This window comes from Thermostichus sp. OS-CIW-33 (assembly GCF_054059615.1).
Genome location: NZ_JBSSCH010000002.1, coordinates 121,690 through 134,323 on the forward strand (window position 1 = coordinate 121,690; position 12,634 = coordinate 134,323).

15 protein-coding genes and 1 other annotated feature are annotated in these 12,634 nt (G+C 57.5%); of the genes, 11 read left to right on the plus strand and 4 right to left on the minus strand.

The window, feature by feature from the left end:
- Window positions 1-302 precede the first annotated feature (302 nt).
- Together ACVWZG_RS01975 and cydB are read left to right on the plus strand one after the other, a co-directional pair.
- On the plus strand, window positions 303-1,736 hold the full coding sequence (locus ACVWZG_RS01975) for a cytochrome ubiquinol oxidase subunit I (RefSeq protein ID WP_457405429.1): 1,434 nt from the start codon (window positions 303-305) through the stop codon (window positions 1,734-1,736).
- 193 nt (window positions 1,737-1,929) lie between these two features.
- On the plus strand, window positions 1,930-2,979 hold the full coding sequence (gene cydB, locus ACVWZG_RS01980) for a cytochrome d ubiquinol oxidase subunit II (protein ID WP_011432837.1): 1,050 nt from the start codon (window positions 1,930-1,932) through the stop codon (window positions 2,977-2,979).
- 87 nt (window positions 2,980-3,066) lie between these two features.
- Here cydB and ACVWZG_RS01985 read toward each other — a convergent pair whose 3' ends face one another.
- From ACVWZG_RS01985 to ACVWZG_RS02000, 4 genes are all read right to left on the minus strand, one after another.
- Window positions 3,067-4,653, minus strand: a complete 1,587-nt coding sequence (locus ACVWZG_RS01985) for a mechanosensitive ion channel (protein ID WP_457405432.1) — start codon at window positions 4,651-4,653, stop codon at window positions 3,067-3,069.
- A gap of 547 nt (window positions 4,654-5,200) precedes the next feature.
- Complete coding sequence (gene rimI, locus ACVWZG_RS01990) at window positions 5,201-5,734, minus strand: ribosomal protein S18-alanine N-acetyltransferase (protein WP_457405433.1); 534 nt, start codon at window positions 5,732-5,734, stop codon at window positions 5,201-5,203.
- Window positions 5,735-5,740: 6 nt separating this feature from the next.
- Window positions 5,741-6,190 carry a hypothetical protein gene (locus tag ACVWZG_RS01995; RefSeq protein ID WP_457405436.1) on the minus strand — a complete coding sequence of 150 codons (450 nt, stop codon included), beginning with the start codon at window positions 6,188-6,190 and terminating at the stop codon, window positions 5,741-5,743.
- The gene (locus ACVWZG_RS02000; protein WP_457415168.1) at window positions 6,187-7,371 is read right to left on the minus strand and encodes a 5-(carboxyamino)imidazole ribonucleotide synthase; all 1,185 of its coding nucleotides are present in this window, start codon (window positions 7,369-7,371) and stop codon (window positions 6,187-6,189) included. The genes ACVWZG_RS01995 and ACVWZG_RS02000 overlap by 4 nt, the downstream gene beginning before the upstream one ends.
- A 100-nt stretch (window positions 7,372-7,471) precedes the next feature.
- Between ACVWZG_RS02000 and ACVWZG_RS02005 the strand changes: the two genes are divergently transcribed.
- From ACVWZG_RS02005 to rplJ, 9 genes are all read left to right on the plus strand, one after another.
- Window positions 7,472-7,666, plus strand: coding sequence for a hypothetical protein (locus ACVWZG_RS02005; RefSeq protein WP_414329471.1), 195 nt, complete (start codon window positions 7,472-7,474; stop codon window positions 7,664-7,666).
- A gap of 151 nt (window positions 7,667-7,817) precedes the next feature.
- Window positions 7,818-8,216: a hypothetical protein gene (locus ACVWZG_RS02010; RefSeq protein WP_414329472.1), complete on the plus strand. Its 399-nt coding sequence runs from the start codon at window positions 7,818-7,820 to the stop codon at window positions 8,214-8,216.
- 5 nt (window positions 8,217-8,221) lie between these two features.
- Complete coding sequence (gene trmD / locus ACVWZG_RS02015) at window positions 8,222-8,977, plus strand: tRNA (guanosine(37)-N1)-methyltransferase TrmD (RefSeq protein WP_414342776.1); 756 nt, start codon at window positions 8,222-8,224, stop codon at window positions 8,975-8,977.
- Window positions 8,978-8,980: 3 nt separating this feature from the next.
- Window positions 8,981-9,358: a hypothetical protein gene (locus ACVWZG_RS02020; protein ID WP_414351005.1), complete on the plus strand. Its 378-nt coding sequence runs from the start codon at window positions 8,981-8,983 to the stop codon at window positions 9,356-9,358.
- A 103-nt stretch (window positions 9,359-9,461) separates the two neighbouring features.
- Complete coding sequence (secE, locus tag ACVWZG_RS02025) at window positions 9,462-9,734, plus strand: preprotein translocase subunit SecE (protein WP_414329112.1); 273 nt, start codon at window positions 9,462-9,464, stop codon at window positions 9,732-9,734.
- A gap of 62 nt (window positions 9,735-9,796) precedes the next feature.
- Window positions 9,797-10,462, plus strand: a complete 666-nt coding sequence (nusG, locus tag ACVWZG_RS02030) for a transcription termination/antitermination protein NusG (RefSeq protein ID WP_414342805.1) — start codon at window positions 9,797-9,799, stop codon at window positions 10,460-10,462.
- 9 nt (window positions 10,463-10,471) lie between these two features.
- Entirely contained in the window at window positions 10,472-10,897 is a 426-nt protein-coding gene (gene rplK / locus ACVWZG_RS02035; RefSeq protein ID WP_011432849.1) for a 50S ribosomal protein L11, read from the plus strand.
- A 103-nt stretch (window positions 10,898-11,000) separates the two neighbouring features.
- Window positions 11,001-11,711 (plus strand): 50S ribosomal protein L1, encoded by a 711-nt coding sequence (gene rplA, locus ACVWZG_RS02040; RefSeq protein ID WP_457405439.1) that lies wholly within the window; start codon window positions 11,001-11,003, stop codon window positions 11,709-11,711.
- A gap of 79 nt (window positions 11,712-11,790) precedes the next feature.
- Window positions 11,791-11,950, plus strand: a sequence feature (ribosomal protein L10 leader region).
- Window positions 11,951-12,008: 58 nt separating this feature from the next.
- Window positions 12,009-12,572, plus strand: a complete 564-nt coding sequence (rplJ, locus tag ACVWZG_RS02045) for a 50S ribosomal protein L10 (RefSeq protein ID WP_457405440.1) — start codon at window positions 12,009-12,011, stop codon at window positions 12,570-12,572.
- Window positions 12,573-12,634: the final 62 nt, after the last annotated feature.

Here is a 12,634-nt window from a genome sequence, read left to right on the forward strand (position 1 = left end):
TAGCGGCCTGCCAGGCTTTGGCCGCTAGGTTCGCAGTGCGCTCTTTGTCTTGTAGTCTAAATTACAAAAAAGGGGTTCACACTTCCAGAATCCTAAAATTAACCTTTAGAGTCGGACGGCCTGTCAATTGTCTTAGCCAAGATTCGATGTTAGAAGGAACAAAAATCAGGGCTTTCCCGGCCTCATCCAATGTCTGCTAGGGAGCAAGATGTTTTTCATGCAAGAGGTGTAGCTGCGTCAACTGCAGAGGATGTTGTCGGAAAAAGCTGTATTGGCCAATTCATCTAAGCTTGGTACAAATCATGTTTCTAGATACCGTTGCCCTTTCTCGTCTACAGTTTGCCCTCACGGCCATTTTTCACATGTTGTGGCCGGTTTTAACAACGGGGATGGCCATTTATCTCGTTGTGATTGAGGGGCTTTGGCTAAAAACCCGCAACTTAGATTACTATCGTCACGCTCGTTTCTGGTCAAAACTCTATGTGTTGAACTTTGGCATTGGCGTGGCCTCAGGCTTGCCGATGGCCTTTCAGTTTGGCATGAACTGGGCGCCCTTCTCCGAAGCAGTGGGAGATTTTTTCGGCACCATCCTGGGGTTTGAAGGCACGATGGCTTTTATGCTGGAGGCCAGCTTTCTGGGGATCATGCTGTTTGGCTGGGAGCGCGTCCCGCCGGTGATTCACTGGATCTCGACGATCCTGGTGGCCTTTGGCGCCAACTTATCCACCTTTTGGATCCTGACGGCCAACTCTTGGCTGCAGACGCCGGCAGGTGGGGTATTTGTCGATGGAAAATTTGTGGTGCGCGACTACCTGCAGGCCATTTTTAATCCCTTTATGCTCAACAGCTTTCTGCACATGTTTTTTGCCACCTTGGAAACCTCTTTGTTTGTTATCGGTGGCATCAGTGCCTGGTACATTCTCAAGCGGCGGCACAGCGAGTTCTTCTCCCGCTCCCTCAAAGTGGTCTTGGCAATGACCCTGGTGGTCGCCCCTTTGCAGGTGTTCGTCGGCCATCTGAGCGCGGAGCAAGTCTATCGCTATCAGCCGGCCAAGCTGGCGGCCATGGAGGCCCAGTGGGAGACGATCCCTGCCGGCGAGCGGGCAGACTGGAGCCTGTTGGCTGTGCCCAACGACCGCGAAGAGCGCAACGAGTGGGAGGTGAAGATCCCTGGCGCGCTGGGCTATCTGCTGGAGTTCAAACCCAGGCTGGATCGACCCATTCAAGGGCTCAAAAGCTGGGATCCCCAAAATCGTCCCCACATGGTTGGCCTCATCTACTACTCCTTTAGGACAATGGTGGCCATTGGCCTCCTCCTAGCCGGGCTTGTCGGAGTTACCCTTGTGCAATGGCTGAGGGGCAAGCTCTCAGTGGAGGCCCTTTCTCAGCAAAAGTGGCTGATGAGAGCTTGGATCTTCGCAGCACCCCTGGGATACATCGCCGTTGAAACCGGTTGGATCGTCCGCTGTGTGGGTCGGCAGCCCTGGATTGTGTATGGACAACTGCGCACGGTGGAATCGGTTTCGCCCCTGCCGGCAGGAGAAGTGCTGTTTTCTCTGGTTGGCCTGACCGCGTTGTACACTGTGTTCTTCGTTGCCGCTCTCTACTTTGGCAGCCGCATCATCCGCAAAGGGCCCAACCTGGAGTTGCCCGCTCCTGCCCCGGCAACGCAGCCGGTGATCGTGGTCGAGCCTGCCCGCCACGAGCCAGATCGCCGTCCTGCAGAAGCTCGGTAGCAGCAGTTTGGTAGCCATCTAACTGGTGACTCCAAGTAGCAACAGGGCAACGTAGCAGGCCCATTCCCCACAGCAGTGAAACCCTTCGCTACGTCAACTCCCAACTTCCCTTCCCTAGAGGGAGAGGGACTGGGGATCGCCATCGGGAACTGTCTCGCACTGGTCAGAAATACTCAAAGCAGAGGGAACAGCGATGGAATCTTTTGAGCCTTTACAGCGGTTTCTGCCCCAGGTTTGGTTTTTTATCCTGGGCCTATTCCTATTTCTCTACGTTCTGCTGGACGGGTTTGATCTGGGAGTTGGTATCCTCTCCCTGACGGCCTCCAGCGAGACGCGGCGCAGCATTCTCATGACCAGCTTGGGCAATGTTTGGGATGCCAACGAGACGTGGCTGGTGTTGATGGGGGGATCCCTATTTGGATCTTTTCCTCTCGCCTACGCCACCATTCTCAATGCCCTCTACATACCCTTGGTGATCATGGTGGTGGGCCTGATCTTGCGGGCCGTTTCCTTCGAGTTTCGGGAAAACGCCGACAACAAGTTGGTGTGGAACCTGGCCTTTGGAGTGGGCAGCTTTTTGGCAGCCTTGGGCCAGGGATTTGCCTTGGGCAGCGTCTTCGAAGGGATCCGCGTGGACGAAGCCGGCCACTTTGCCGGCAGCCCCTGGGATTGGCTGACCTGGCGCACGCTGTTGGTGGCTCTTACTTTGATCCAGGGCTATGTGTTAATCGGCTCAGCCTACCTAATCGTTAAGACCACCGGCGAGCTTCAGGAAACCTACTACAAGACGGCAACCATCGCCACCTGGACAACTTTACTGGGGGCAGTGTTTATCACCATCAGCACTCCTATCATGTCCGAGCAGGCGCGTGCTCAGCTTTTCTCGCCCCCTCTTTTCTACATCTTTGCTGCCATCCCAGTTCTGGGACTTTTGTTGGTGGCGTTGTTGCTGCGCAGCCTGCGCCGGCGGGAAGAAAATAGCGTTTTGGTTTACACTTTTTTGATCTTTGCGCTTTCTTTTATCGGCTTGGGGTTCATGGTCTTCCCCAACATCATCCCCCCCAGCGTCACCATCTACGAAGCGGCAGCCTCCCCCAGCTCGCTGGTGTTTATGCTCACCTTTATTGGCTTCCTGATCCCGGTTATCTTGTCCTACAACATCTACAACTACGTGGTGTTCCGGGGCAAGATCGTGGTGCAGGAAGTGGCGGCGGAAGAGGCCAAAGTTCCAGAGGCAGTTTAAGCTGGCCTGAGGATGCAGCAATAACCCCGCCCAGTGATGGGCGGGGCAATTTTTTAGGTGCAATCGAACGTCTACAGAGAAAGGCTCTCACTCTCTCTTGAGCCATTGCCGGATCTGCTCGGCAGCTACATCGCGACCTCCCAACCCAAAAGCCAACGCCACCGCCACGGCAATCGCCCCCAGAACCAGACCAAAAGCCAACACCACAATGTCGGTGGCCACGCCCATCTGCTGCAGGGCCATGGCGCCAACAAAAACCAAGATAGCCACCCGCGCCGCCTGGGCCAGTACCCCTGAGGAAGGGCTACCCAAGCTCTTGATCATAGAGTGGGCCAAATTGGCCAAATAAAGACCGATCCCAAACACCAGGGCGCCAATGAGCACCCGACCGGAAATCAGCAACAGCCCCTGCACAATGTCGGTTAGGGCGGCAAACTGCAGCAACTCCACTGCCGGCACCGCCCCAAACAAGACCACGCCTACCCAGACCACCAAGCCGGCGATCTCGGAGGGAGTGCGACGTTTGGCAGCGGGATCCCCTTCAGGCTCAGGAGCAGCGGCCAGGGGCAAGCCCAGCCCCGCGACCAGACGGTCAAAACCCACCGCCTGCAGCAACTGGGTTACCAAGCTGGCCAAAAATTGCCCCAGCAAGTAAAAGACGGCCAGGATGAGAGCGGATCCCGCGATCAAGGGAATGGCACGCAACACCTGCTCCAGCATCGCCACCGCCGGATCGGAGATGGCCCGAATTTCCAAGGCATTCAGCGCCGCAATCACCGCCGGGATCAACACCAAGACATACACCACCGTCCCGACGATCTGGGCCAACTGGGGAACGCCAAAGCGTGCCCCCAACCGATTTGCCCCTGCTGCCACCAACAAATTGGAGACGATCCCACGCACGATGCGGGCCAAAAACCAGCCCACTGCACCGATGATCAGCGCTCCCAAAATCCGCGGCACCATCGACAGCAACTGATCCAGCAGGTTTTGCACCGGCTGCAGCGGCCCCTGCAGGTTCAGGGTATCCAGGATGATCGGCAAAAAGAACAGCAGAATCAGCCAGTAAAGGGCATTGCCCAAAGTTTCATTCAGCAGGAAAGGGGTGACCTCTGTACCTCCCTCTTGGCCGGTTGGGGTTCCTTCTGCACCTGCCTCACCGGCAGCGCTTTCCTGCTGTAGAGGCCGGGCCAACTGCTCATCGAGGTTGAAACGCCGCAGCCCCTGGATGACTGCCAGCCGGGCAACTGTAGCCACCGCCCAGCCCACAGCCAGCAGCACCAGCGCCCCACCCACCCGTGGCAGATAAACGAAGATTTCCCCCAAAAACCTGTTGAGCGGATCGGAGACAGCTTGAAGCTGCAGGGCATTCAGTACCGCCACCAACACAAAAGCAAGAATCACCCAGTAGACGGCAGCGGCCACCCAGCGCTCCGTTTGGGGCAGCTTCTCGCCGGGCTTTTGGCCCAAAACCCAAGCAGCCAAGCGATTGTCCAGTTGCGTCCTTTTGAGCAGTCCTCTAACGCCGAAGGCTACTGCCTTGGCCACTATCCAACCCAGAATTAAGATGGCAATCGCCGCAAGGAGATTGGGCATAAAATCGATAAGCCTAGACCAAAGACTGACGACAAAAGAGATGGCCTCATCTCCAATGGTGTTTCCAGAGGTGTCCATAATGATCCTCACAGCTTGAAAATGCTCAGGATGGACAGATAACAAGTGTAGGTTAACCTGAAGTGTTTTTTCAGGCAAGTTGGCCAAAGGGGGAATATGATATGAAAAATATATATTGAGGCAGAAATGTCGGATCTCGAAATAAAACTTTACATCTTATTAGCCCAAGGGCTCCAGCCATCAGTCAAAGCTCCGATGGGCCATCGAACGGCAAGGATCGAATTCAAGTTGTTGATACCGCAGATTATAGCTTTTCCCCACCGAGCAGGAGCTTTGTAGATTAAGTCAGGATCTCTGTTGTGCGATGGATGCGGCTGCATTGGCTAGAGTCAGTGTTGCTGGGAGGAACTGTAGCGGGCAGTTTGCATCCACAGAATGAGAGCATTTTGATGACCTATATAAAGAATCAAACGGGCAATCGACACTCGGTCAATGGGTTGGATCCCCTGTAGCCTTGATATGCTTAGCCTATTGGCTTGCTCACTGTCTGGCCTAAGGTGTATCCCGAAATACGTTTGCAGTTCTTCAATTTACAATTGATAGCCTTCTAAATCGGTTTCTTCCAATACACCAGCGCATCTTCTCCGTTGTAATACCCCTTGCGACGTCCCAGCCGTTGAAACCCTGCCGATTCGTACAGGCGGATTGCCGCTTGATTGGAAGCCTTCACTTCCAGAGTAGCCCAGCGGCAGCCTGCTGCTCTCGCTTGGTTCAGCAGTTCTTCCAGAATCCGCCGGCCCAAGCCCTGTCGTCGGTACTCGGGATCCACCGCCAAGGAGATGATATGCGCTTCTTCTTCAATGCGCCAGAGAATGCCGAAGCCCACCAGCTCTTTTGTCGTCTGCGTCGGCGAAGTGGGGTTTGGAGAGGGAAGGGGAAACTCGGCTCGGCCCGAGCCACACGAAGCGCCAACGGCAGCGGGTTCCGCCACTACCCCAATCACCGTGCTTGTGGGTCGTTCCAGCTCCGCTCGATATCCCTGTTCTCCCCAGTATCCCCCATAGCACCGCCGATCCAGCTCCAGCAGTTGGGGCAGGGCAGTGATGTCCAACAGCTGCAGCCGATAACTCGTACTGCTCATAGTGGCCTAGTCCCGCAATTCGCAGAATTCCGCCAACAACAACTGCCCCAAGGGATCGTCATCGGGAGCCGCATAGGGCAAGGCTCTGCGGCTGATGCTCAAGATTTTGCCCCCCGATTGGGGATGGCACTCCGCACCGCTTTCGCGAACAGGCTTGAATTCGTAGTCGATCCCTTCGGTGAAGCCGGCTTCCTGTAGGTAGTCTTGGGCGGCTTTGAGGATCCCTTCTCGCAGTTGCGCTTTGACCGCAGGGGCCATGAGGTGGCGAACAAACCACTGGGCGCTGGCGGGATCCACCCCGGCGAGGTATCGAAGGGCAGGGGTCAACACGGCGGGGCGCTCTTGGGGGGAGAGGCGGTTGACCTGCTGGGCTACCGCGGGCACATCCCGCCGTTGCATGGCCTGGATCAGGGCTTGAATGTCTGGGGAGAAGGAGGGATCCTGCGCTTGGCTCATGGCTGGGGGTACCAGAGGGATTCGAGGGTGCGAACAATGGTCTCTGCTTGCTGTAGGGAAGAAGCGGTCGGCAGACAGACGGTCACATGGCCCAGTTTCCGCCCTGGGCGGGCAGGGGTTTTGTGGTACCAATGCACCGTGACATTGGGGAGCTGGGCCAGGCGCTGCCGCTTTTCTGCGTAATCGCCGGTGGAATGCTCATAGCCCAAGAGATTGACCATCACTGCCCCCGCACACTTGAGGGAGGGATCCCCCAAAGGCAGGCCGAGGATGGCCCGCAGGTGTTGCTCGAATTGTGAGGTGTGGCAGGCTTCCAGGGTGTAGTGGCCGGAATTGTGGACCCGCGGCGAGATTTCGTTGATCCAGATCCCGGCCTTGGGGTGGGGCGGCGGCACCCAGAACAGCTCGATGCCAAACACGCCAACTGCACCCAATTTTTCCATCAGATCGGCTGCCAAGCGCCGGATCTCGGCCTCGGTGGTTGGGGAGATGCGGGCAGGCACCAGGACATGGCGGCAGATTTGCTCAATCTGCACAGTTTCCACCACCGGATAAACCCGGATCTCTCCCTTCAGCCCCCGCGCCACCATCACCGCCAACTCCCGCTCAAACGGGATCCATTCCTCCAGCAATAGCGGGATCCCCTCAGATTGGCTAAGGGCCTGCTGCAAAGCCACTCGGTCGCGCAAGATGCAGGTGCCCTGCCCATCGTAGCCCTGTCGCCGTCGCTTGAGCACCACCGGAAAGCCCAGTCCAGCCAGGTCTGCCGAATCCAACACCGCCTCCAGCGGGAAGAAAGTCGGCACCGGCAACCCCAACCGCGCCAGGAACTGCCGTTGGTGCAACTTGTCCAGCAGCGGCTCTAGCGTGCTGAGGCTGGGACGAAAGCGGGATCCCTCCGGATCCAGTTTTTTCAGCTCCGGCAGAGGGATAAACTCGTTTTCAAAAGTAACCACCGGGCAGCGCTCCAACAACTGGGCCGTGGCCTGGGTGTCGGCTACGGATCCCCAAACCACCCCATCGGCCACTGCCACCGCCGGATCGGTGGGAGCAGCAGCCTGCACCACCAGCGGGATCCCCATCTGGCGAGCTGCCAAGGCCAACATCTGCGCCAACTGCCCGCCGCCAATCACCCCCACAGGTTGGGATCTCTGGTCTTTTGAGGATACCTGGGTTTCCACAGCCGTACCGTTATACTGGGTGGTGGGCCGCTGTCCATTGCTTCTTGGATCTAGAACCCCATTATGGGACCCCTTGCCCTCCAGCGCTAGGAGAAAAACGGTGGAACCCTCTCAACCCTCTGAGCTGAGAGCTCTAATCAACCGGGCTTTGGCGGACAAAGTCTTGACTCGCGCCGAGCAACAGCAGATTCTCAGTGCCGTCATGGCCGATCAAGAAATTTCCCCAGAAGAGCACGAACTGCTGGAATCGATTGTGGAGCGCCTAAACAGTGGCGAGATCCGCGCTGTCGATTGAGCCCTGCCTTAAGACTGAGAGTGTCCCTAGGATCTTGGAGAATTGGATCCCAGTCTGTCCTTCGGCGCTGGGTATTCAGTCTGCAATGCTTGGGTCAATCCCGGTGGGTGGATCGCCTAGAATAATCCACAACCCACCTCTTTCTGCTGCCATGAGTTCTCACTCTTCAGATTGGTTCACGCGGGCTCGCCACATTTTTTACGGCACGGCCACCGCTCTGGTGGAGATCCTGCAAGACCCGGAAAAGCGCACCGAAAACCTCAACCGCCTTTCGATGGACTTGGGACAACTGGCGGCGGAGCTGGAGCAAAAGGGAGAGTTGATCGAGCAGGAGGCAGTTCGTTACGTTGAGAGTCTCAGGGATCCAGCCGCCAACGCCCCCTCGGCAAGTCCTGACTCTGAAGCGCCTGTCGAGAATGCTCCCCCGACACCAGCTTCCTCCCCCAACAAGCCGGCTATCTCCAGAGAAGAGATGGCTGAGTTGATGGAGCTGATCCATCAGATTGAGTCCTTGCGCCTGGATTTGGAGCGGTTGCGCACCTCGTCCTGAGTCCTGTGCGGTTCGATATCCTTACCCTTTTCCCCGAATTTTTTGAAACGCCGCTGCGCATTGGGCTGGTGGGCAAAGCCCTACAGCAGGGGATCGCCGAAGTCCACTGCACCAATCCACGCGACTTCGCCACCGATAAGCACCGCCGTGTCGATGATGAGCCCTACGGGGGTGGGGTGGGCATGGTGCTCAAGCCAGAGCCTTTCTTCGCTGCTGTCGCCTCCCTGCCCCGGTTGGATCCCTGCGAGATCATCCTGCTGACGCCCCAGGGGCAACCGCTGAACCAGGCGCTGCTGCAGGAGCTGGCCCAGAAGGCGCAGCTGATCCTGCTGTGTGGCCAGTACGAAGGCTTTGACGAACGCATCCGCCAATACCTGGCCACCCGCGAGGTGTCGCTGGGGGATTTTGTCCTGACCGGGGGGGAAATTCCGGCGCTGGCCCTGATCAACGGCGTGGTGCGGCTCTTGCCGGGCACTGTGGGCAAGGTAGACTCGTTAAAGAGGGAAAGCTTCGAGGCGGGGCTGCTGGACTATCCTCAGTACACCCGCCCGCCAGAGTTTCAGGGGTACAAGGTGCCGCCGGTGCTCCTCTCAGGCGACCATCAAGCCATTGCCCGTTGGCGTCTGCAGCAGCAGCTGGTTCGAACCTGGCAAAGGCGGCCAGACCTGTTGGCCAAGCGCCCCTTGACCGCCGAAGAGCAGCAGTTGTTGGTAGAGGGGCTGGCGGAGCAGCACCCTCGTGTAAACGAAGCGGAGAAATAAATCATGCTCGGCAAGCTTCTCAACCGTCTCCTGAATCCATCGCCCGTCTGCTGGCGTGGGATCCCCTCGCCCCCAGTGCTGCTTCTGGTGGGAATGGCCTTGAGCTCGGTTCTGAGCGGTTCTGGGGTGGCCCTGGCCCAAAGCGGAAGTGTCAACGATGCCATTCGCCGCGACAGCAATCCCCCTCTGTTGGATGGCACCAGCATCAACGTCAACGATCTCTTCCGGGCTGCCGACTTCCTCTCCCGCCAGAATGCTGCTTCCCGCTGGGACGGCAAGGCCAGCGTTGATGCTGCTGTGGAGCAATTTAACCAATCCCGCCGCCGCTCCCTCCCGCTTTCTCCCGGTTCCTTGGCACCTGAGCCCACCCCCACTCCCTAAGGTTGGATCCCATTCCCGGTAAATCTGTTAGGATCGCAAAGCCGATCCCGTGCCTGCTGAAATGCGGTACACCGTTTTCGGGATCCATTAGGAGAACACCGCCGTGGTTAAGAGCACCCCCTCCAGCAAAACCGATACGGAGCAGCGTTTGGATCCCGCCAGCCGGGGTCACTCCAAAGACAGTTCCACCGCACCCAAAGGGATCCTGGGTTTTATTCAAGAGACCCGCACAGAATTAAGCAAGATTGTTTGGCCGAGCCGCCGGCAATTGATCGGCGAGTCCGTAGGAGTCTTACTGATTGTGTTGGCTTTTGCTTCCTTCATCTACCTGGTCGATCAAGTGTTTGCTTGGGTAGCCACTCAGCTGTTCTTGTGATGTTCTGTCCTGAGGGGCAAGAGAGTCATGTTCAAGGATGGCTACAGGGAGGATGTGAGGTGATGAGGCCAGAGCAGCAGCGAAAACGTCGTGGGGGCCGTGTGGAGCACTTTGAGCCTGCAGACGCGATCCCGGAACCAGACGAGGGGGAAGGTCAAGAGCGTCGTAACCTGCGCTGGTACGCCGTGCAGGTGGCTTCCGGCTGCGAAAACAAAGTGAAGAGCACCCTGATGCAACGGGCGGCTGCTTTGGATGTGGCGGATCAAATTGTCGAGGTGGTGATCCCGAAGCGAACGGGCTTCAAGCTGGATCGAACCGGCAAGCGCCAGGAGCAAGAGGAGAAGATTTTTCCCGGCTATGTCCTGGTACGCATGGACATGAACGACGACACTTGGATGGTGGTGAAAACAACCCCCAATGTGATCAACTTTGTCGGCACCGAAGAAAAACGGGCCTACGGTCGCGGTCGGGGGCATGTTACGCCGCGTCCCCTCAGCCAAAGTGAGGTGCAGCGCATCTTCAGCAGCGTCGAGGTGGAGGAAGTGCCCCTCAAGATCGACATGGCACCTGGGGATCGCATCGAGGTGCTGTCCGGCCCCTTCCAAGGTTTCTACGGCGAGGTGGTGGAAGTCAGCCCAGAACGGGGCAAGCTCAAAGCTCTGATCTCAATTTTCGGGCGCGACACCCCGGTAGAATTAGAGTTTGGTCAAGTGCGAAAAGAGGTGTAACCGCGTTTCATGGCTAAGAAGTTGGTGGCCGTGGTCAAGTTGGCCATTCAAGCGGGCAAGGCCACCCCCGCTCCCCCCATTGGCCCAGCCTTGGGTCAACACGGGGTCAACATCATGGCCTTTTGTAAGGAGTACAACGCCAAGACGGCGGATCAGGCCGGGATGGTGGTACCGGTTGAGATCTCCATCTTCGAGGATCGCAGCTTTACCTTCGTCCTCAAGACGCCGCCAGCTTCGGTGTTGATCAAGAAGGCTCTGGGCATTGAGTCTGGCTCCAGCGAGCCCCACAAAACCAAGGTGGGATCCCTGACCCGAGCTCAACTGCGCCAGATCGCCGAGCAGAAGCTGCCGGATTTGAATGCCCACGATGTGGAGGCGGCCATGAAAATTATTGCCGGAACTGCTCGCAGCATGGGGGTGACGGTGGTGGATTGATGGAGGGATCCCTTGCCCTATCTGAGGTGTTCACGGTCTTGAAGTTGTTTCAGCAAACCACTGTGGGGGAGAGAAGTTCTCGTCAGTACCCCGAGGAGAAACGATGGCTCGAAAACTTTCCAAACGTATGCAGGCTTTGCGGGAGAAGGTGAAGCCCATTGCCTATGCTCCCGAAGCCGCTTTGGCCCTGATGAAGGAGACGGCCACCGCCAAATTTGAAGAGGCGGCAGAGGTTCACATCCGCCTGGGGATCGACCCCAAGTACGCCGACCAACAACTGCGCACCACTGTAGTCTTGCCCAGGGGCACCGGCCAAGAGATCCGGGTGGCGGTGATTGCCCGTGGCGAGAAAGTGACGGAGGCCCAAAATGCAGGGGCGGATCGGGTTGGCTATGAAGACCTGATCGAGGAAATCAGCAAGGGCATGATGGATTTTGACCTTCTGATCGCCACCCCCGATGTGATGCCCCAGGTGGCTAAGCTGGGGCGGCTGTTGGGGCCGCGCGGCCTCATGCCTTCTCCCAAGGGGGGAACGGTGACCATGGATCTGGCCCAGGCGATCAAAGAGTTTAAAGCCGGCAAGCTGGAGTATCGGGCAGATCGCACCGGCATTGTGCATTTGATCTTCGGCAAGTGCAAGTTCCCCGTCGAAGCTCTGCTGGAGAACCTAAAAGCGGTGCAGGAGTCCATCGATCGCAACCGTCCTTCTGGAGCCAAGGGCAAGTATTGGCGAACCCTACACGTTTCTGCTACAATGGGGCCCTCGATTGAGGTTGATATCAATGCCCTGCGGGAGCTGAAGTTGGCGACCTAAGCCTGGCTTCGGCGCTGCGATGGGTTGAAAAGGGTTTGAGTGAGTGTAATTTGGAGGAGGATCCCGGCAGAACATCTTTCCCCAGTCGAATAGCAAGCCGAAGACAGCAGGTGCCCGCGGGCTTAATCTCCTGCCGAGGTTTGAGCGAAGTTCAAAGGGATCCCTTCTTGGATCGCTTTTGATGGTGCGCTTATCTCCATGCGTCTCGGCCACGGCTGGGACGCATTCTGTTTGGCAGAACCCAGATTCACCACCCGTTAACCCTGGGTGACCATTGACAACAAAGGAGGTGAGCGCATGGGCAAGCAACCCATAGCCAAGAAAGCAGAGATCGTCAATGAAGTCCGATCCCTGCTGCAGGCCAGCCAAATGGTGCTGGTGATCGACTACAAGGGGCTGACCGTTGCGGAGATGGACCAACTGCGGGCAGAGCTGCGCAAGTCGGATTCGGTTTGCATGGTTGTTAAGAATACCCTGATGCGGCGAGCCATCGCCGACCAAAAAGCTTGGGCAGGGATCATTCCCTTTTTGGCGGGGCCGACGGCCTTTATCTTGATTCGGGGCGATATTTCAGCCGCCCTGAAGGCGTATCAAGATTTTGCCAAGCAAACCAAGAAAACCGAGTTCCGCGGTGCCGGCATTGAAGGGCTATCCCTGACCTTGGAGCAGGCCAAGGCCATCGCCGAGCTACCGCCCAAGGAAGTGCTCATGGCCCAAGTGGCGGGCAGCCTCAAGTCGGTGGCCACCGGCCTGGCGGTCGGGCTCAATGCTGTGCCCACGCAAGTGGCGCGCGGTATCCACGAGATCCCAGCCTCTCTGGGGCGGGCCATCCGGGCCATTGCCGACAAGGAGGCCGCATAAAGGGCTTCAGTTCATCAGCCCAAACCTGTGTATCGATTCTGTTACCCCCAAGGAGAAACCAT

What these genes read in the sequence shown, in the direction of transcription:
- ACVWZG_RS01975 (WP_457405429.1), top strand. Translation starts at nt 303, where the DNA reads ATGTTTCTAGATACCGTTGCCCTTTCTCGTCTACAGTTTGCCCTCACG.
- cydB (WP_011432837.1), top strand. Translation starts at nt 1,930, where the DNA reads ATGGAATCTTTTGAGCCTTTACAGCGGTTTCTGCCCCAGGTTTGGTTT.
- ACVWZG_RS01985 (WP_457405432.1), bottom strand. Translation starts at nt 4,653, where the DNA reads ATGGACACCTCTGGAAACACCATTGGAGATGAGGCCATCTCTTTTGTC.
- rimI (WP_457405433.1), bottom strand. Translation starts at nt 5,734, where the DNA reads ATGAGCAGTACGAGTTATCGGCTGCAGCTGTTGGACATCACTGCCCTG.
- ACVWZG_RS01995 (WP_457405436.1), bottom strand. Translation starts at nt 6,190, where the DNA reads ATGAGCCAAGCGCAGGATCCCTCCTTCTCCCCAGACATTCAAGCCCTG.
- ACVWZG_RS02010 (WP_414329472.1), top strand. Translation starts at nt 7,818, where the DNA reads ATGAGTTCTCACTCTTCAGATTGGTTCACGCGGGCTCGCCACATTTTT.
- ACVWZG_RS02020 (WP_414351005.1), top strand. Translation starts at nt 8,981, where the DNA reads ATGCTCGGCAAGCTTCTCAACCGTCTCCTGAATCCATCGCCCGTCTGC.
- nusG (WP_414342805.1), top strand. Translation starts at nt 9,797, where the DNA reads ATGAGGCCAGAGCAGCAGCGAAAACGTCGTGGGGGCCGTGTGGAGCAC.
- rplK (WP_011432849.1), top strand. Translation starts at nt 10,472, where the DNA reads ATGGCTAAGAAGTTGGTGGCCGTGGTCAAGTTGGCCATTCAAGCGGGC.
- rplA (WP_457405439.1), top strand. Translation starts at nt 11,001, where the DNA reads ATGGCTCGAAAACTTTCCAAACGTATGCAGGCTTTGCGGGAGAAGGTG.
- rplJ (WP_457405440.1), top strand. Translation starts at nt 12,009, where the DNA reads ATGGGCAAGCAACCCATAGCCAAGAAAGCAGAGATCGTCAATGAAGTC.